This window comes from Geodermatophilus bullaregiensis (assembly GCF_016907675.1).
Lineage (GTDB): Bacteria > Actinomycetota > Actinomycetes > Mycobacteriales > Geodermatophilaceae > Geodermatophilus > Geodermatophilus bullaregiensis.
The window spans coordinates 1,909,373-1,925,703 of the sequence record NZ_JAFBCJ010000001.1 but is presented as its reverse complement, the minus strand read 5'-3'; the positions used below and the strand labels follow the sequence as shown (position 1 = coordinate 1,925,703).

General features: G+C 73.5%; 25 protein-coding genes. 20 read left to right on the top strand and 5 right to left on the bottom strand.

The features are described 5' to 3' along the window. Positions 1-24: 24 nt before the first annotated feature. From rplR to truA, 16 genes are all read left to right on the top strand, one after another. Positions 25-405 (top strand): 50S ribosomal protein L18, encoded by a 381-nt coding sequence (rplR, locus tag JOD57_RS09030; RefSeq protein WP_204691733.1) that lies wholly within the window; start codon positions 25-27, stop codon positions 403-405. A 64-nt stretch (positions 406-469) separates the two neighbouring features. Continuing rightward, positions 470-1,084, top strand: coding sequence for a 30S ribosomal protein S5 (gene rpsE / locus JOD57_RS09025; RefSeq protein ID WP_072919083.1), 615 nt, complete (start codon positions 470-472; stop codon positions 1,082-1,084). 1 nt (position 1,085) lies between these two features. Beyond that, positions 1,086-1,289, top strand: coding sequence for a 50S ribosomal protein L30 (gene rpmD / locus JOD57_RS09020; protein WP_204691732.1), 204 nt, complete (start codon positions 1,086-1,088; stop codon positions 1,287-1,289). Position 1,290: 1 nt separating this feature from the next. Next, on the top strand, positions 1,291-1,734 hold the full coding sequence (rplO, locus tag JOD57_RS09015; RefSeq protein WP_204691731.1) for a 50S ribosomal protein L15: 444 nt from the start codon (positions 1,291-1,293) through the stop codon (positions 1,732-1,734). Positions 1,735-1,909: 175 nt separating this feature from the next. Further along, the gene (gene secY, locus JOD57_RS09010) at positions 1,910-3,220 is read left to right on the top strand and encodes a preprotein translocase subunit SecY (protein WP_204691730.1); all 1,311 of its coding nucleotides are present in this window, start codon (positions 1,910-1,912) and stop codon (positions 3,218-3,220) included. Between the two features lie 8 nt (positions 3,221-3,228). Continuing rightward, on the top strand, positions 3,229-3,822 hold the full coding sequence (locus JOD57_RS09005) for an adenylate kinase (RefSeq protein WP_307824574.1): 594 nt from the start codon (positions 3,229-3,231) through the stop codon (positions 3,820-3,822). A 70-nt stretch (positions 3,823-3,892) separates the two neighbouring features. After that, positions 3,893-4,696 carry a type I methionyl aminopeptidase gene (map, locus tag JOD57_RS09000; protein ID WP_204691728.1) on the top strand — a complete coding sequence of 268 codons (804 nt, stop codon included), beginning with the start codon at positions 3,893-3,895 and terminating at the stop codon, positions 4,694-4,696. 314 nt (positions 4,697-5,010) lie between these two features. After that, a complete protein-coding gene (gene infA, locus JOD57_RS08995; RefSeq protein WP_012950459.1) occupies positions 5,011-5,232 on the top strand; it encodes a translation initiation factor IF-1 in 222 nt (73 codons plus the stop codon). A gap of 73 nt (positions 5,233-5,305) precedes the next feature. Beyond that, positions 5,306-5,419 (top strand): 50S ribosomal protein L36, encoded by a 114-nt coding sequence (rpmJ, locus tag JOD57_RS08990; protein ID WP_012950458.1) that lies wholly within the window; start codon positions 5,306-5,308, stop codon positions 5,417-5,419. Between the two features lie 14 nt (positions 5,420-5,433). Next, positions 5,434-5,814 carry a 30S ribosomal protein S13 gene (rpsM, locus tag JOD57_RS08985; RefSeq protein ID WP_012950457.1) on the top strand — a complete coding sequence of 127 codons (381 nt, stop codon included), beginning with the start codon at positions 5,434-5,436 and terminating at the stop codon, positions 5,812-5,814. Between the two features lie 100 nt (positions 5,815-5,914). Next, positions 5,915-6,322, top strand: coding sequence for a 30S ribosomal protein S11 (rpsK, locus tag JOD57_RS08980; protein WP_091380976.1), 408 nt, complete (start codon positions 5,915-5,917; stop codon positions 6,320-6,322). 35 nt (positions 6,323-6,357) lie between these two features. Further along, entirely contained in the window at positions 6,358-6,984 is a 627-nt protein-coding gene (rpsD, locus tag JOD57_RS08975) for a 30S ribosomal protein S4 (protein WP_091108653.1), read from the top strand. Positions 6,985-7,122: 138 nt separating this feature from the next. Next, on the top strand, positions 7,123-8,199 hold the full coding sequence (locus JOD57_RS08970; protein ID WP_204691727.1) for a DNA-directed RNA polymerase subunit alpha: 1,077 nt from the start codon (positions 7,123-7,125) through the stop codon (positions 8,197-8,199). Positions 8,200-8,373: 174 nt separating this feature from the next. Next, positions 8,374-9,054: a 50S ribosomal protein L17 gene (rplQ, locus tag JOD57_RS27410; RefSeq protein ID WP_204691726.1), complete on the top strand. Its 681-nt coding sequence runs from the start codon at positions 8,374-8,376 to the stop codon at positions 9,052-9,054. Next, complete coding sequence (locus JOD57_RS08960; RefSeq protein ID WP_204691725.1) at positions 9,051-9,431, top strand: hypothetical protein; 381 nt, start codon at positions 9,051-9,053, stop codon at positions 9,429-9,431. The genes rplQ and JOD57_RS08960 overlap by 4 nt, the downstream gene beginning before the upstream one ends. Next, positions 9,370-10,287, top strand: coding sequence for a tRNA pseudouridine(38-40) synthase TruA (gene truA / locus JOD57_RS08955; protein WP_307824573.1), 918 nt, complete (start codon positions 9,370-9,372; stop codon positions 10,285-10,287). The genes JOD57_RS08960 and truA overlap by 62 nt, the downstream gene beginning before the upstream one ends. A 1-nt stretch (position 10,288) precedes the next feature. Here truA and JOD57_RS08950 read toward each other — a convergent pair whose 3' ends face one another. Then, complete coding sequence (locus tag JOD57_RS08950) at positions 10,289-10,951, bottom strand: NAD(P)H-binding protein (RefSeq protein WP_204691724.1); 663 nt, start codon at positions 10,949-10,951, stop codon at positions 10,289-10,291. Positions 10,952-10,980: 29 nt separating this feature from the next. Continuing rightward, positions 10,981-11,586, bottom strand: a complete 606-nt coding sequence (gene mobA / locus JOD57_RS08945) for a molybdenum cofactor guanylyltransferase (RefSeq protein ID WP_204691723.1) — start codon at positions 11,584-11,586, stop codon at positions 10,981-10,983. Between the two features lie 41 nt (positions 11,587-11,627). Here mobA and fdhD point away from each other — a divergent pair, with 41 nt between their 5' ends. Beyond that, complete coding sequence (fdhD, locus tag JOD57_RS08940) at positions 11,628-12,464, top strand: formate dehydrogenase accessory sulfurtransferase FdhD (RefSeq protein WP_204691722.1); 837 nt, start codon at positions 11,628-11,630, stop codon at positions 12,462-12,464. A gap of 55 nt (positions 12,465-12,519) precedes the next feature. Here the strand turns inward: fdhD and JOD57_RS08935 are convergent, their stop codons facing one another. Genes JOD57_RS08935 through moeA form a run of 3 tightly spaced genes read right to left on the bottom strand, consistent with a single transcriptional unit; the run spans position 12,520 to position 14,686 of the window. Further along, positions 12,520-13,014 (bottom strand): MogA/MoaB family molybdenum cofactor biosynthesis protein, encoded by a 495-nt coding sequence (locus tag JOD57_RS08935; RefSeq protein ID WP_204691721.1) that lies wholly within the window; start codon positions 13,012-13,014, stop codon positions 12,520-12,522. Next, positions 13,011-13,487, bottom strand: a complete 477-nt coding sequence (moaC, locus tag JOD57_RS08930) for a cyclic pyranopterin monophosphate synthase MoaC (protein WP_204691720.1) — start codon at positions 13,485-13,487, stop codon at positions 13,011-13,013. The genes JOD57_RS08935 and moaC overlap by 4 nt, the downstream gene beginning before the upstream one ends. Further along, complete coding sequence (gene moeA, locus JOD57_RS08925; protein ID WP_204691719.1) at positions 13,484-14,686, bottom strand: molybdopterin molybdotransferase MoeA; 1,203 nt, start codon at positions 14,684-14,686, stop codon at positions 13,484-13,486. The genes moaC and moeA overlap by 4 nt, the downstream gene beginning before the upstream one ends. A gap of 89 nt (positions 14,687-14,775) precedes the next feature. Here moeA and JOD57_RS08920 point away from each other — a divergent pair, with 89 nt between their 5' ends. From JOD57_RS08920 to rpsI, 3 genes are all read left to right on the top strand, one after another. Continuing rightward, positions 14,776-15,276 (top strand): beta-class carbonic anhydrase, encoded by a 501-nt coding sequence (locus JOD57_RS08920; protein WP_204691718.1) that lies wholly within the window; start codon positions 14,776-14,778, stop codon positions 15,274-15,276. A 186-nt stretch (positions 15,277-15,462) separates the two neighbouring features. Continuing rightward, entirely contained in the window at positions 15,463-15,906 is a 444-nt protein-coding gene (gene rplM / locus JOD57_RS08915; RefSeq protein WP_204691717.1) for a 50S ribosomal protein L13, read from the top strand. Beyond that, entirely contained in the window at positions 15,903-16,322 is a 420-nt protein-coding gene (rpsI, locus tag JOD57_RS08910) for a 30S ribosomal protein S9 (RefSeq protein ID WP_204691716.1), read from the top strand. Before rplM ends, rpsI begins: the two co-directional genes overlap by 4 nt. Positions 16,323-16,331: the final 9 nt, after the last annotated feature.

Below are 16,331 nucleotides of genomic sequence, written 5' to 3'. Positions count from 1 at the left end.
CAGAGCGGGGCGAAGGTGGCCCGGGTGCACACGCCCGTCGGCACCGACATCAGCACCGCGCGCCGCGTCTCGCGGCTGCGCCGCCACAACCGGCTCCGGAAGCGGGTGGCCGGCACGGCGGAGCGCCCGCGCCTGGTGGTCAACCGCAGCTCGCGGCACATCCACGTGCAGGTCGTCGACGACACCGTCGGCCGTACCCTGGTCAGTGCCTCGACGCTGGACGCCAGCCTGCGCAGCGCCGAGGGGGACAAGTCCACCCTGGCCCGCCGGGTGGGCAGCCTGGTCGCCGAGCGCGCCGCGGCCGCGGGCATCACCAAGGTCGTCTTCGACCGTGGTGGCAACCGCTACCAGGGCCGCATCGCCGCGCTCGCCGACGGTGCACGAGAGGGCGGGCTGGACTTCTGATGAACAGCCTGACGCACGACTCGGTCGCTCACCCGGCCGACCAGCAGATCGAGAGGGACGTCTGATGCCAGGACCACAGCGACGCGGCGGCGGCGCCGGCGGCGGTAACGACCGCCGCGACCGTCGTGACGGCGGGCGGGGGCCCGGCGGCGCGCCTGCCGAGAAGAGCAACTTCATCGAGCGCGTGGTGGCGATCAACCGCGTGTCGAAGGTCGTCAAGGGCGGTCGGCGCTTCAGCTTCACCGCCCTCGTGATCGTCGGCGACGGCGACGGCACCGTGGGCGTCGGCTACGGCAAGGCCAAGGAGGTGCCCGCGGCGATCGCCAAGGGTGTCGAGGAGGCCAAGAAGCACTTCTACAAGGTGCCGCGCATCGCCAGCACCATCCCGCACCCCGTGCAGGGTGAGGCCGCCGCCGGTGTCGTGCTGCTCAAGCCGGCCAGCCCGGGTACCGGTGTCATCGCCGGTGGTCCGGTGCGCGCCGTGCTCGAGTGCGCGGGCATCCACGACGTGCTCTCCAAGAGCCTCGGCTCGTCGAACCCCATCAACATCGTGCACGCCACCATGCAGGCGCTGAAGGACCTCGTCCGCCCCGAGGAGATCGCCGCCCGTCGCGGGCTGCCCCTCGAGGACGTCGCCCCGGCCGCCATGCTGCGGGCGCGTGCGGGTCAGGGGGTCTGACGTGGCACAGCTGAAGGTGACCCAGGTCCGGTCGACGATCGGCACGAAGCCCAACCAGCGGCAGACGCTGCGGTCCCTGGGCCTCAAGCGGATCAACGACACGGTCGTGCAGGAGGACCGTCCCGAGATCCGCGGGATGGTCGCCACGGTGACCCACCTCGTCACCGTCGAAGAGGTCCGCGCCACGGGCGAGGAGGGACTCTGACATGACCATCAAGGTCCACCACCTGCGTCCTGCCCCGGGCGCCCACACCCCCAAGACGCGCGTCGGCCGGGGTGAGGGCTCCAAGGGCAAGACCGCCGGTCGCGGCACCAAGGGCAGCGGGGCGCGGGGCAACACCTCCCCGCGCTTCGAGGGCGGCCAGACGCCGCTGCACATGCGGCTGCCCAAGATGTCCGGCTTCAAGAACAACAACAAGGTCGTGTTCCAGGTCGTCAACCTCGACCGGATCGCGGCGCTCTTCCCCCAGGGCGGGCACGTCGACCCCGACTCCCTCGCCGCAGCGGGCGCCGTCCGCCGCGGTCAGCCGGTCAAGGTCCTCGGCACCGGGGACCTCGGCGGCGTCCGGGTCCACGTGCACGCGCACGCCTTCTCGGGCTCGGCGGCCGAGAAGGTCGTCGCGGCCGGGGGCAGCACCACCCGCATCTGAGCGACGACGACCCCCGGGGTGCACCAGCCCCGGGGGTCGTCTGCTGCCCGGTCCGCCACTGCGGAGGCGGACCGGATGCGGCCCCTGCAGGCCCCGCCGCGAGCTCGCGAGTGGTGGGGGCAGGGACTCCGTCGTCGTCGTTGCTAACCTCATCCGACCGAGCAGGGGAGGGCACGTGCTGCAGGCGTTCGCCGCGGCGTTCCGGACGCCAGACCTCCGGCGCAAGTTGCTGTTCTCCCTGGCGATCATCGCCGTCTACCGGCTGGGTGCCGCCATCCCCGGTCCCGGTGTCTCGGTCGAGGCCATCAACAGCTGCCTCGAGCAGGCGCAGGCCTCCGACCAGCGGGACGTCTACTCGCTGGTGAACCTGTTCTCCGGCGGCGCGCTGCTGCGGCTGTCGGTGTTCGCGCTCGGGATCATGCCCTACATCACGGCGAGCATCATCGTGCAGCTGCTGGTGGTGGTCATCCCGCGCTTCGAGCAGCTGAAGAAGGAAGGCCAGTCGGGTCAGGCCAAGCTGACCCAGTACACGCGCTACCTGACGATCGCCCTGGCGATCCTGCAGAGCACCGGCATCATCGCGCTGGCCCGCAGCGGCCAGCTGTTCCCCGGCTGCCAGCAGGACATCATCCCGTCGGACAGCATCTGGTCGACGATCGTCCTGGTCATCACCCTGACCGCCGGCACCGCCGTCATCATGTGGCTGGGCGAGCTGCTGACCGAGAAGGGCATCGGCAACGGCATGTCCGTGCTGATCTTCACCTCGATCGCGGCGCGCATCCCGGCCGAGGGCGGCTCGATCCTGCAGACCCGCGGCGGCGTCGTCTTCACCGTCGTCTGCGCCTTCGCCCTGCTGATCATCGGCGCGGTGGTGTACGTCGAACAGGCTCAGCGGCGCATCCCGGTGCAGTACGCCAAGCGCATGGTCGGCCGCCGGATGTACGGCGGGACGTCGACCTACCTGCCGCTGAAGGTGAACCAGGCCGGCGTCATCCCGGTCATCTTCGCCTCGTCCCTGCTCTACCTGCCGCAGCTGATCACCCAGCTGCAGGGCGACGAGACCGGCCCGGTGCGCCAGTTCTTCGAGAACTACGTCATCGACCAGAGCAGCCCGGTGCACGTCGCGCTGTACTTCGGCCTGATCGTCTTCTTCACGTACTTCTACGTGTCGATCACGTTCAACCCGGAGGAGCGGGCCGACGACATGAAGCGCTACGGCGGCTTCATCCCCGGCATCCGTCCCGGCCGGCCGACGGCGGAGTACCTGCAGTACGTGCTGTCCCGGATCACCCTGCCCGGGTCGATCTACCTCGGGATCGTGGCGGTGCTGCCCAACTTCTTCCTGTCGATCACGCAGCAGGGAGCGAACCAGAACTTCCCGTTCGGCGGGACGGCAGTGCTCATCATGGTGGGAGTGGGCTTGGAGACCGTGAAGCAGATCGAGACGCAGCTCAACCAGCGCAACTACGAAGGGTTCCTGAAGTAGTGCGCGTCGTGCTGCTCGGCCCCCCCGGGGCGGGCAAGGGGACCCAGGCCCAGATCATCGCCGGCCGGCTCGGGGTGCCGGCCATCTCGACCGGCGACATCTTCCGCGCCAACGTCAGCGGGCAGACCGACCTCGGCCGGCAGGCCAAGACCTACATGGACGCCGGGGACCTGGTGCCCGACGAGATCACCGTCGCCATGGTCAAGGACCGCCTGGCCGAGCCCGACGCCAAGGCGGGGTTCCTGCTCGACGGCTTCCCGCGCACCATCTCCCAGGCCGAGCAGCTGCGCTCCTCCCTCGACGAGCTGGGGCAGCACCTCGACCGCGTGCTCGAGCTCGTGGTCGACGAGGACGAGCTGGTGCGCCGCCTGTCCGGACGCCGCATGCTCGTCGACGGCGAGTGGGTGCAGCGCGACGACGACAAGCCCGAGACCGTCCGGCACCGCCTGGAGGTCTACCGGGAACAGACCGCCCCCCTCTCGGGGTTCTACGAGGCCGAGGGGCTGCTCGCGCAGTTCGACGCGATCGGGACCGTCGAGGAGGTCACCGCCCGCGCGATGGCCGCCCTGGGGCAGTCCTCCGGGCAGTCGGACGACAGCTGAGGGGACGGCGCCGCCGATGTCGGCCGGGATCCTCACCCGCCTCCCGCTGCTGGCGAAGTGGAGTGGACGCATGATCCAGATCAAGACGCCGCACGAGATCGAGCTGATGCGCGGCGCCGGTCTCGTCGTCGCGCGGGCCATCTCCGCCGTGCGTGCCGCCGTGCGGCCGGGGGTGACCACCGGGGAGCTCGACGCCATCGCGGAGGACACCATCCGGTCCGCGGGGGCGATCCCGTCGTTCCTGGGCTACCACGGGTTCACCGGGAGCATCTGCGCGTCGATCAACGACGAGATCGTCCACGGCATCCCCGACCCGCAGCGGGCGCTCGCCGAGGGCGACAACATCTCCATCGACTGCGGCGCGATCCTCGAGGGCTGGCACGGCGACTCCGCGGTCACCGTGACCGTCGGGCCGCCGTCGGCCGAGGACGCCGCGCTCATGGCGGTCACCGAGCGGTCGATGTGGGCGGGCCTGGCCCGTGCCGTCGCGGGTGGCCGGCTGACCGACATCAGTGCCGCGGTCGAGTCGGTCGTCACCGCCGAGGAGCACCCCTACGGCATCGTCGACCACTACGGCGGGCACGGCATCGGCACCGAGATGCACCAGGACCCGCACGTCCTCAACTACGGGCGGCCCGGTCGGGGTCCCCGGCTCGTCCCCGGCCTGGCGCTGGCGATCGAGCCGATGGTGACCGTGGGCGACCCGGCCACCGTGGAGCTCGAGGACGGCTGGACCGTGGTCACCAAGGACGGCTCGCGTGCCGCCCACTTCGAGCACACCGTCGCCATCACCCCCGAGGGGCCGTGGGTCCTCACGGCGGAGGACGGCGGCGTCGCGGGGCTGGCGCCCTTCGGGATCACCCCCCGCACCTGAGGAAGGGCCCCTGCCCCGACCGCTCGCACGCTCGCGGCGGGACACTGCAGGAAGGCCGCCCTGCCCTCCATCGCGTGGACCGGGGTGTGACGAGGGCGGGTTGGAGCGGCCTGCGAGGGCGGGGTACAGTGAACGACGGCGTTCGCGCCGTCCTGTCGTCGTGCTGTGGCCGCGTGACCCGGGACGCCCTCGCGGGAGCGCCTGCACCACCAGCTCCGCAACCACCGTGTGCGACCCCGCCGAGTCCCGGCATGGTCGCACGCAACTGCGCACCACACCGTGAGCACCACCGAGTCAGGGAGGCCGTGTCGGGCATGGCGAAGAAGGACGGGGCCATCGAGGTCGAGGGTCGCGTCGTCGAGCCGCTGCCCAACGCGATGTTCCGGGTCGAGCTGCAGAACGGACACCGGGTGCTCGCCCACATCAGCGGCAAGATGCGACAGCACTACATCCGCATCCTGCCGGAGGACCGCGTCGTCGTGGAGCTCTCGCCCTACGACCTGACCCGCGGCCGCATCGTCTACCGCTACAAGTGACCGCCGCCTCCGCGGGGCGCCTCCGGGTGCCGTGCGGGCGGCCATCGATCGACAGGAATGAGGGCCGGCACCGGTGAAGGTCCAGCCGTCGGTGAAGAAGATCTGCGACAAGTGCAAGGTGATCCGCCGGCACGGCCGGGTCATGGTCATCTGCGACAACGCCCGCCACAAGCAGCGGCAGGGCTGAGGGAGTACCTGGACATGGCACGACTGGCCGGCGTCGACCTCCCCCGCGACAAGCGGATGGAGATCGCGCTCACCTACATCTACGGCATCGGCAAGACCCACGCCAAGGAGACCCTGGCCGCGACGGGCGTCAGTCCCGACCTGCGCGTCCGGGACCTCGGCGACGAGGACCTGCTGAGGCTGCGCGACTACATCGACGAGCACTTCCGCGTCGAGGGTGACCTGCGCCGCGAGGTGGCCGCCGACATCCGCCGCAAGGTCGAGATCGGCTGCTACCAGGGGCTGCGGCACCGCCGCGGGCTGCCCGTCCACGGTCAGCGCACCCGCACCAACGCGCGCTCGAGCAAGGGCCCGCGCAAGACCATCGCCGGCAAGAAGAAGGCCGGCAAGAAGTAAGGCCGTGCGCGCGCCGTCGCGGCGACCCGTGAGGGCGGGAGCGACGAGCGCGCGACGAGCTGTACCAGGCCACTGATCGTCCCGAAGGAACCGGAGAGACATGCCTCCCAGGGCTCGCACCGCGGCTGGTGCCAAGAAGGTCCGCCGCAAGGAGAAGAAGAACGTCGCGCACGGCGCCGCGCACATCAAGAGCACGTTCAACAACACGATCGTGTCGATCACCGACCCCACGGGCAACGTGATCAGCTGGGCGTCCGCCGGCCACGTCGGCTTCAAGGGCTCCCGCAAGTCGACGCCGTTCGCCGCCCAGATGGCTGCGGAGAACGCCGCGCGCAAGGCGCAGGAGCACGGCATGCGCAAGGTCGACGTCTTCGTCAAGGGCCCCGGCTCCGGCCGTGAGACCGCGATCCGCTCGCTGCAGGCCACCGGCCTCGAGGTCGGGCAGATCCAGGACGTCACCCCGCAGCCGCACAACGGCTGCCGCCCCAAGAAGCGCCGCCGGGTCTGACCGGCCACAGACGAGACTGACGAGGAGTACCTGACGTGGCCCGTTACGCCGGAGCCGACTGCCGCATGTGCCGGCGCGAGAAGATGAAGCTGTTCCTCAAGGGCAGCAAGTGCGAGTCCCCGAAGTGCCCGATCGAGATCCGGCCCTACCCGCCGGGCGAGCACGGCCGGGGCCGCAGCAAGGACAGCGAGTACCTCCTGCAGCTGCGCGAGAAGCAGAAGGCCCGCCGCATCTACGGCGTCCTCGAGAAGCAGTTCCGCGGCTACTACGAGGAGGCCAACCGCAAGACCGGCAAGACCGGTGAGGTCCTGCTGCAGATCCTCGAGTCGCGGCTGGACAACGTCGTGTACCGGGCCGGCTGGGGCGAGAGCCGCGACATGGCCCGCCAGCTGGTCAAGCACGGCCACATCCGGGTCAACGGCCGCAAGGTCGACATCCCGTCCTACCGCGTGAGCGCCAACGACATCGTCGAGGTGGCCGAGAAGTCGCGCCGCATGGTGCCCTTCGAGATCGCCCAGGCCCGCGCCGGCGAGCGTCCCGTGCCGCCGTGGCTGGAGGTCATCAGCGGCCAGCTGCGCGCCGTCGTGCACAGCGTCCCGGCCCGCCAGGTGATCGACACCCCGGTCCAGGAGCAGTTGATCGTCGAGCTCTACTCCAAGTAGGGGCTCGCCGCCTGGTGCAGGGACCCCGGTCCCTGCACCAGGCCGGCTCCGGCGGGCGGACGGATGTCCGCCGGGGCCCGCACCACCCCCTCACGGCGTCATATGGCGGTCGCCGGAGGAACCTGAGGAGAACCCACCATGCTCATCGCACAGCGCCCCACGCTGACCGAGGAGACCATCACCGAGCAGCGCTCGCGGTTCGTCATCGAGCCGCTGGAGCCCGGCTTCGGCTACACCCTCGGCAACTCGCTGCGCCGGACGCTCCTGTCCTCGATCCCCGGTGCTGCCGTGACCAGCATCCGCATCGAGGGGACCCTGCACGAGTTCACCACCGTGCCCGGGGTCAAGGAGGACGTCACCGAGATCATCCTGAACCTCAAGGGTCTCGTGGTCAGCTCCGACTCCGACGAGCCGGTGACCATGTACCTGCGCAAGCAGGGGCCCGGTGAGGTCACCGCCGCCGACATCGCGCCCCCGGCCGGTGTCGAGGTGCACAACCCCGACCTGCACATCGCCACCCTCAACGGCAAGGGCCGCCTCGAGGTCGAGCTGGTCGTCGAGCGGGGCCGCGGCTACGTGCCGGCGCCGCAGAACAAGCAGCCCGGTCAGGAGATCGGCCGCATCCCGGTCGACTCGATCTACTCGCCGGTCCTCAAGGTCACCTACGCCGTCGAGGCCACCCGCGTCGAGCAGCGCACCGACTTCGACCGTCTCGTCGTCGACGTCGAGACCAAGCCGTCGATCGTCCCGCGCGACGCCATCGCCAGCGCCGGGTCGACCCTCGTCGAGCTGTTCGGCCTGCTGCGCGAGCTGAACGTGGACGCCGAGGGCATCGAGGTCGGCCCCAGCCCGGCCGAGGCCGCCGACATCGCGAACTTCTCGATGCCGATCGAGGACATGGACCTCACCGTCCGGTCCTACAACTGCCTCAAGCGCGAGGGCGTGCACACCGTCGGCGAGCTGGTCACCCGCTCGGAGGCCGACCTGCTCGACATCCGCAACTTCGGGGCCAAGTCGATCGACGAGGTCAAGATGAAGCTGGCGGCCATGGGCCTGGCGCTCAAGGACAGCCCGCCCGGGTTCATCCCGACCTCGGTCGAGAGCTACGACGAGGGCTACGAGACCGACGCCTACCACGGCGCCACCGAGTACGGCACCGAGTACGGCCAGGTGCAGTACGACGACGGCTCCTTCCAGGAGACCGAGCAGCTCTAGAGGGACCCCGCTGCCCCCACCGCAGCGGGGCCGGGCCGGGCGGCGGGGCGACCCGCCGCCCGGCCCGGCTGCGGAGCCGCGCACACTGGCCCCGCCCGCCACACCGATCAGCGACGACGCACCACCTGGATGCAGCCGGCACCCGCCCGCCCGGCCGCGTGAGGAAGGACCGACATGCCCACCCCCACCAAGGGCCCCCGTCTCGGCGGTTCCCCGTCGCACGAGCGGCTGATGCTGGCCAACCTGGCCACGTCGCTGTTCGAGCACGGGCGGATCACCACCACCGAGACCAAGGCGAAGCGGCTGCGCCCGTACGCCGAGAAGCTGGTCACCTTCGCCAAGCGGGGCGACCTGCACGCCCGGCGCCAGGTGATGACGGTCATCCGCGACAAGGACGTCGTCCACCACCTGTTCGCCGAGATCGGTCCGCGCTACGAGAACCGCCCGGGCGGCTACACCCGCATCACCAAGGTGGGTCCCCGCAAGGGCGACAACGCCCCGATGGCGGTCATCGAGCTGGTCGAGGGCACGACCGTGGCCCAGGAGGCCGTCGGCGAGGCCGAGCGCGCCCGGGGCACCCGCTTCGCCGCGGGCGCCGGAGCCGCCTCCGCCGCCGGTGAGGTCACCGCCGACGCGGTCGAGGCCGCCGGCACCGACGACACCCCCGCCGCGGAGACCGCCCCCGTCGCCGTCGACGAGGACGTCGACGAGGCCACCGCCGCGGACGCCGCCGCCGCCGACGAGGCCGCCGCCGACGAGGCCGTGGCGACCGACGCCGAGTCCCCGACCGACGCCGGGTCCCCGACCGACGCCGGGTCCCCGGGCGACGTCACGGACACCGGCGGCGCCCGGTGACCGACCGCCAGCCGGGCGAGGGCGGCAACGCCGGCGCGGTCGGGGTCCCCGCCAGCGGCGGTGACCAGGGGGCGACCTTCGACGGCGAGACCACCGGACCCGGCGGGGACACCTCCCCGGCCGTGACCGACGGCAGCGTCACCGACGAGGCCCAGCAGGTCGTCACCGACGTCTTCAACCCCGACGGCGACCGCCTCGACGACGGCGACGTCACCCCGGAGCCGCGCGCGGAGAACACCGCCGTGGTCGACGACCCGGCGCTGTCGCCGGACGTCGCCGCCGCCGCGGCCGCCGAGATCGAGGCCGCCGAGATGGGTGACGCCGCGACCGCGGGCACCCACGCCCCCGGCGGCGAGTCCGCGCCCGACCCCCGGTGAGCGGTCGCTGACCACCACCACGCACGACGACGAGCCCGCTCCCGGTCCCGGGGGCGGGCTCGTCCGTCTCCGGCTGCGGGTCGCCTACGACGGGACGGCGCTGTCCGGCTGGGCCCGCCAGCCCGGGCGGCGCACCGTCCAGGGTGAGCTCGAGGCCGCCCTGGCCAGGGTGCTGCGGTGCCCGGTCGACCTGACCGTCGCCGGGCGCACCGATGCCGGCGTGCACGCCACCGGACAGGTCGCGCACGCTGACGTCCCGCGCGAGGCATGGGAGGAGCAGCAGGGGCGGCTGGTGCGCCGGCTGCGCGGTGTCCTGCCGCCCGACGTCGCCGTCCCGGCCGTGGACGAGGCGCCGCCGGACTTCGACGCCCGCTTCGCCGCGCTGGCCCGCCACTACGTCTACCGCCTCACCGACGCCGACGGCGGGCCGTCACCGCTGCGCCGGGCCGACACCGTCGGCTGGCCGCGACGCCTGGACGCCGCGGCGATGGACCGCGCGGCTGGGCTGCTGCTCGGTGAGCACGACTTCGCCGCCTTCTGCCGCCGCCGGGAGGGCGCGACCACGATCCGGACGCTGCTGGCGCTCGGCGTGGCCCGCGAGGAGGACCTGGTGACCGTCTCGGCGTCGGCCGACGCCTTCTGCCACTCGATGGTCCGCAGCCTCGTGGGCGCGCTGCTCGCGGTGGGGGAGGGCCGCCGGCCACCGGAGTGGCCGGCCGGCCTGCTGTGCCGCCGGGAGCGGGCGAACGAGGTCGGCGTCGCCCCCGCGGGCGGGCTCACGCTGGTGCGGGTCGACTACCCGGCCGACGCCGACCTCGCCGCCCGCGCGCGAGTCACCCGCGCGCGGCGGGCCTGACTCACGGCAGGGCCGCGACCGCCGCCTCGATCGGGGTGTCCCCGCTGACCAGCTCCACCACCTCGTTCGTCTTGCCGGCGTCGAGCAGGGCCAGCAGGACCGCGGCGACGTCGTCCCGGGGGACCTCGCCGTACTCGACGCCGTGCGCCAGGGTGACCCGGCCGGTGCCGGGCTCGTCGGTCAGCCGCCCGGGCCGGACGATCACCGTGTCCAGCGCGGTCCGCGGCAGGATCCGGTCCTCCGCGGCCAGCTTGGCCTGCAGGTACACGGCGAACACCGGGTCCATGCCCTTCGGCGTCCCCTGGCGGGCCTGCTCCACGCCCATCGAGGACACCAGCAGGTAGGGGCGGACGCCGGCGCGCTCGGCGGCGTCGGCGAGCAGCACCGCGGCGCCGCGGTCGACGGTGTGCTTGCGCTCCGCCCCGCTGTTCGGCCCCGCGCCGGCGGAGAAGACGACCGCGTCGGACCCGCGGACGGCCTCGGCCACCTCGTCGACGGACGCGGACTCCAGGTCGAGCACCACGGGCCTCACGCCGTCGGACTCGAGGTCGGCGGCGTGCTCGGGGTTGCGGACGATGCCGAGGACGGTGTCGCCGCGCCCGGCCAGCAGTCGGCCGAGGCGGCGGGCGATCTGTCCGTGGGCACCGGCGATGGCGACGCGCATGGCGGCTGCCTACCCGGGGACCGGTCCGGTCACCCCCGGTGGCGCTCCTCCGCGGCGGCCCGGGCGCGGGCGAGGTCGGCCGGGGTGTCGCAGTCGGTCCACGGTGCCGGCCGCCCCGGCTCGCGGGCCGGGCGGTACCGGGTCACCGACAGCGGCGCGACGAGCCGGCGCACCGAGGTGGGGCCACCGGCGTCACCGAGCGCCGTCCGCAGCGCCCCGGTGCGCCAGACCCCGAGCAGCAGCTGGTCGCGGCCGGAGTCGTCGACGACGAGCACGCCGTCGCCGCTGAGCCGCTCGCGCAGCTCGCGGACCAGCCGCGGCGGCACGAAGGGCAGGTCGCCGGCGAGGACGGCGACCACGTCGGTGTCGACGGCGGCCAGCCCGGCGCGCAGGGCGGTGACCGGCCCGCCGCCGGGCGGCTCCTCGCGCACGACGAGCACGCCGCCGGGCACCGGCTGGGGCGGGCCCACGACCACCCGGGGCGACGCGTCGGCGACCGCGGCCAGCGCGGCGGCGAGCATCGTGCGGCCGCCCACCTCGAGCTGCGGCTTGGCCCGCCCGCCGAGCCGGGCCGCGCGCCCACCGGCGAGCACCACCGCCGCGTAGGGCGGGAGCGGGTCCGGCGGCCGGGTCACAGGAGGACCGTAGGGGCCGGGCGTGGGTACCGTCGCCCCTCGTGGGACGAGTCACCAGCCGCACCCCGGTCCTCCGCATCCGGGGTCCCGTGCACACCACCCGACCGGACACGGTGGCCGCCGAGGAGCCCCTGGAGATCCGCCTGGCCGGCACGCCGCTGGCGGTCACCATGCGCACCCCGGGCGCGGACTTCGACCTCGTGCACGGCTTCCTGGCCACCGAGGGCGTCATCGCGGGCGTCGAGGACGTCGCCGGGCTGCGGTACTGCAACTCCGTCGACGCCGAGGGACGCAACACCTACAACGTCGTCGACGTCGACCTGGCGCCCGGCGTGCAGCCGCCCGACACCGCGCTGGACCGCAACTTCCTGACCTCCAGCTCGTGCGGGGTGTGCGGCAAGGCCAGCATCGACGCGATCCGCACGCGCACGCGGCACGACGTCGCCGCCGACGCCACCCGGCTGGAGCTCGCGGCGCTGCTGGCGATGCCGGACCGGCTGCGCGCCGCCCAGGAGGTGTTCGAGCGCACCGGCGGGCTGCACGCCGCGGGCCTGTTCACCGCCGACGGCGAGCTGGTGGTGCTGCGCGAGGACGTCGGCCGGCACAACGCCGTCGACAAGGTGATCGGCGACGCGGTGCGCGAGGGGCGGGTCCCGCTGACCGGGCACGTGCTCATGGTGAGCGGCCGCGCGAGCTTCGAGCTGACCCAGAAGGCCGCGATGGCCGGCATCCCGGTGCTGGCCGCGGTGTCGGCGCCCTCGTCGCTGGCCGTGGAGCTGGCCGCCGACGCCGGCATCACCCTGGTCGGCTTCCTCCGCGGCGACGGCTGCAACGTCTACACCCGCCCGGACCGCATCGTCCTGGACGACCAGGCATAGGGAGCTCTACGCACGTCCGGGCCCGGGATGCGTGCGCAGAGCTCCCTGTGCCTGGTCAGGGGTGGTCGCCGCCGCGGAGCTGGCTCACCACGTGCGGCAGCAGCGGGCCGAGGACCGCGAGCCCGTCCCGCACGCCGCCGGTGGAGCCGGGCAGGTTGACGACCAGCGTCCGCCCGGCGGTCCCGGCGATGCCCCGGGACAGCACCGACGTCGGCACCGTGCCCTCCCCGTACCGGCGGACGGCGTCGGCCAGCCCGGGCGCCTCCCGCTCCAGCACGGCCCGGGTGGCCTCGGGCGTGACGTCGGTGGGGGACAGGCCGGTGCCGCCGGTGGTGAGGACGACGTCGGCGCCGGAGGCCACGGCGTCCCGCAGGACGGCGACCAGCGCGTCGACGTCGTCCGGGCGCACGTGCGGCCCCTCGACCTCGAAGCCGAGCGACCGCAGCCCGTCGGCGAGCGCCTGACCGCTGCGGTCCTCGTAGACCCCGGCCGAGGCGCGGTTGGACGCGGTGACGACGACGGCCCGTGCGCCGGGCGGGAGCTCGCTCACCTCCGCCACTCGCCGCTCTTGCCGCCGGACTTCGCCAGCAGCCGGACGTCGGTGATCGACGCCCGCGGGTCGACGGCCTTGACCATGTCGATCACCGTCAGGCCCGCGACGGCGACCGAGGTCAGCGCCTCCATCTCCACGCCCGTGCGGTCCGCGGTGCGCGCGGTCGCGGTGATCTCGACGGCGTCGTCGGCCACCGTCACGTCCACGGTGACGCCGTGCAGCGCGATCGGGTGGCACAGCGGCACGAGGTCCGGCGTCCGCTTGGCCCCGGCGATCCCCGCGATCCGGGCGACGGCGACGGCGTCCCCCTTGGGCACCCCCTGCCCGCGCAGCAGGGCGACCACCTCGGGGCTGACCAGCACCCGCCCGGCGGCGGTGGCCTCCCGGGCGGTGACGGGCTTGGCGGAGACGTCGACCATCCGGGCGGCGCCGGCCGCGTCGACGTGCGTGAGCCGCGGTTGGGAGGTCACTGCAGCGCTCCTTCGATCAGGACGACGTCCACCCGGGCGCCCGCGGGCAGCTCGGTGACGTCCTCGGGTACGACGACCAGGCAGTTGGCGCGCGCCAGGTGGGCGACCAGGTGCGAGCCGGGGCCGCCGACCTGGGACACCTGCCCCGCGTCGTAGCGGCCGCGCAGGTACTGGCGCCGGCCGGCGGGGGACCGCAGCGGTGCGGTCAGGGTGGCCGGCGCCCGCAGCCGGTCGGGCGCGGCGTGGCCGAGGGCCCGCCGCAGCGCCGGCCGGACGAAGACCTCGAAGGACACGAACGAGCTCACCGGGTTGCCGGGGAGGGTGACCACCGGGACACCGTCCACGGTGCCGGCCCCCTGGGGGCCGCCGGGCTGCATGGCCACCTTGCCGAACTCGACGGTGCCGAGCGTGCGGAAGGCGTCCTTGACCACCTCGTAGGCGCCGGCGCTGACGCCGCCGCTGGTCACGAGCAGGTCGGCCCCGGCCAGCTCGGCGCGCACGGTGGACAGGAACTGGTCGACGTCGTCGGGCACGAAGTGCAGCCGCCGGGCGGTGCCGCCGGCGTCCTCGACGGCGGCGCACAGCAGCAGCGAGTTGGACTCGTACACCTGACCGGGCAGCAGCGGCTCCCCGGGTTCGACCAGCTCGCTGCCCGTGGAGAGCACCAGCACCCGCGGGCGGCGGCGGACGGGCAGCGTCCGGGCCCCGACGGCGGCGGCCAGGCCGAGCTGGGCGGCGCCCAGCGGCGTGCCGGCCTCGAGGGCGACCGTGCCGGCGGTGATGTCCTCCCCGGCGTGGCGCAGGTGGGTGCCGGCGGGAGGGGCACCGCGGATCTCGACCACGTCGGTGGCGGCGTCGGTGAGCTCCACCGGGACGACCACGTCGGTGCCCGGCGGCAGCAGCGCACCGGTCATGATCCGCTGGACGGTGCCCGGTGCCAGCGGGACGACGTCGGTGCGCCCCGCGGGGACGTCGTCGGCGACCGGCAGCCGCACCGGGTGCTCGCCGGCGGACCCGACCTCGGCCCAGCGGGCGGCGTAGCCGTCCATCGCGGAGTTGTCGAAGCCCGGCAGCGGCACGCCCGCCGGGACGTCCCGCGCCAGGACGCGGCCGTGCGCGGCGGCCAGGGGCACCTCCTCCTCGCCGAGGGGCGCGAGCAGGGCGGCCACCACCGCCTGGTGTTCCTCGACCGTGCGCACCCGGCCATCCTGGCCGATGGCCCTCCGGGCGGCGCCCGGGGCAGGTGGTTGGCTGGTCGTGCCCGACACGGACCCGGAGGAGAGCGCACATGCCCGAGTACGAGCGGATGCTGGCGGCCAACGAGGAGTGGGCCCGCGACTTCCAGGGCGAGCTGCCCGTGGCGCCGGCGCGGAAGGTCGCCGTCGTCGCCTGCATGGACTCGCGGATGCCGCTGTTCCCGCTGCTGGGCCTGGCCGTCGGTGACGCGCACGTCATCCGCAACGCCGGGGGCGTCGTCACCGACGACACCATCCGGTCGCTGACCATCTCCCAGCACCTGCTCGGCACCCGCGAGATCGTGCTGGTGCACCACACCGACTGCGGGCTGCAGAAGACCGACGACGCCGCCTTCGCCGACCTCGTCGAGCAGGCCACCGGGGTCCGCCCGCCGTGGCCGGCGCGGGCCTTCACCGACGCCGACGACGACGTCCGCGAGTCGATCCGGCTGCTGCGGGAGAGCCCGTTCCTGCTCTCCAAGGACATCTGCGGGACCGTCTACGACGTCACCACCGGCCTGCTCCACCGGGTGGACGCCCCGCCGGGGGCGTGACCCGCCCCGACGCCCCGGGCCCGCCGCCGGCGACGGTCGAGCGGCCGGCCGGGCCCCGCTGACCGGCTGGTATCGTCGTCGGCTGGTGCGCGGCCGCCGGCTGGTGCGCGCGTGCCGTCGGCGTCTCCCGTGCTCGGTGAGGCGATCCCACCAGCCGCCCCGACGACGACGGAGGACACGAGCGCCGTGCGCACGTACTCACCCAAGCCCGGCGAGATCGCCCGGGCGTGGCACGTCATCGACGCCACCGACGTGGTGCTCGGTCGACTCGCCAGCCAGGTCGCGACCCTGCTGCGCGGCAAGCACAAGCCCCAGTTCGCGCCGCACGTGGACGTCGGCGACTTCGTGGTCGTCGTCAACGCCGGCAAGATCGCCCTCACCGGCTCCAAGCGGGACCAGAAGACCGCCTACCGGCACTCCGGCTACCCGGGCGGCCTGCGCGCGATCAACGTGGGCGACCAGCTGCGCACCCACCCCGACCGGGTCGTGGAGCGCGCCGTCAAGGGCATGCTGCCGCACAACAGCCTCGGTCGGCAGATGCTCAAGAAGCTGAAGGTGTACGCGGGGCCGGAGCACCCGCACGCCGCTCAGCAGCCCCAGACCTTCCAGATCAAGCAGGTGGCCCAGTGACCTCCGCCCTGACCGTGACCGACGCCGAGGGGCGTCCCGTCCAGACCGTCGGTCGCCGCAAGGAGGCCATCGTCCGCGTGCGGCTCCTGCCCGGCTCCGGCCAGTTCCGCCTCAACGGCCGCACCCTCGAGCAGTACTTCCCCAACAAGGTCCACCAGCAGCTCATCCGCGAGCCGTTCGTGATCCTGGAGAAGGGCGAGCAGTACGACGTCGTCGGCATCCTGCACGGCGGCGGTGTCAGCGGTCAGGCCGGCGCGCTGCGCCTGGCCATCGCCCGCGCCCTCGTCGAGGTCGAGGCCGACGACCGTCCGGCCCTGAAGAAGGCCGGCTTCCTCACCCGCGACGCGCGCGTCACCGAGCGCAAGAAGTACGGGCTGAAGAAGGCCCGCAAGGCGCCTCAGTACTCGAAGCGCTGACCGGCACGG

Coding starts and splice junctions, on each gene's coding strand:
- JOD57_RS08970 (WP_204691727.1), top strand. CDS start 7,123: ATGCTCATCGCACAGCGCCCCACGCTGACCGAGGAGACCATCACCGAG.
- map (WP_204691728.1), top strand. CDS start 3,893: ATGATCCAGATCAAGACGCCGCACGAGATCGAGCTGATGCGCGGCGCC.
- JOD57_RS08950 (WP_204691724.1), bottom strand. CDS start 10,951: ATGCGCGTCGCCATCGCCGGTGCCCACGGACAGATCGCCCGCCGCCTC.
- rpsM (WP_012950457.1), top strand. CDS start 5,434: ATGGCACGACTGGCCGGCGTCGACCTCCCCCGCGACAAGCGGATGGAG.
- infA (WP_012950459.1), top strand. CDS start 5,011: ATGGCGAAGAAGGACGGGGCCATCGAGGTCGAGGGTCGCGTCGTCGAG.
- rpsE (WP_072919083.1), top strand. CDS start 470: ATGCCAGGACCACAGCGACGCGGCGGCGGCGCCGGCGGCGGTAACGAC.
- rplO (WP_204691731.1), top strand. CDS start 1,291: ATGACCATCAAGGTCCACCACCTGCGTCCTGCCCCGGGCGCCCACACC.
- rplQ (WP_204691726.1), top strand. CDS start 8,374: ATGCCCACCCCCACCAAGGGCCCCCGTCTCGGCGGTTCCCCGTCGCAC.
- JOD57_RS08920 (WP_204691718.1), top strand. CDS start 14,776: ATGCCCGAGTACGAGCGGATGCTGGCGGCCAACGAGGAGTGGGCCCGC.
- rpsK (WP_091380976.1), top strand. CDS start 5,915: ATGCCTCCCAGGGCTCGCACCGCGGCTGGTGCCAAGAAGGTCCGCCGC.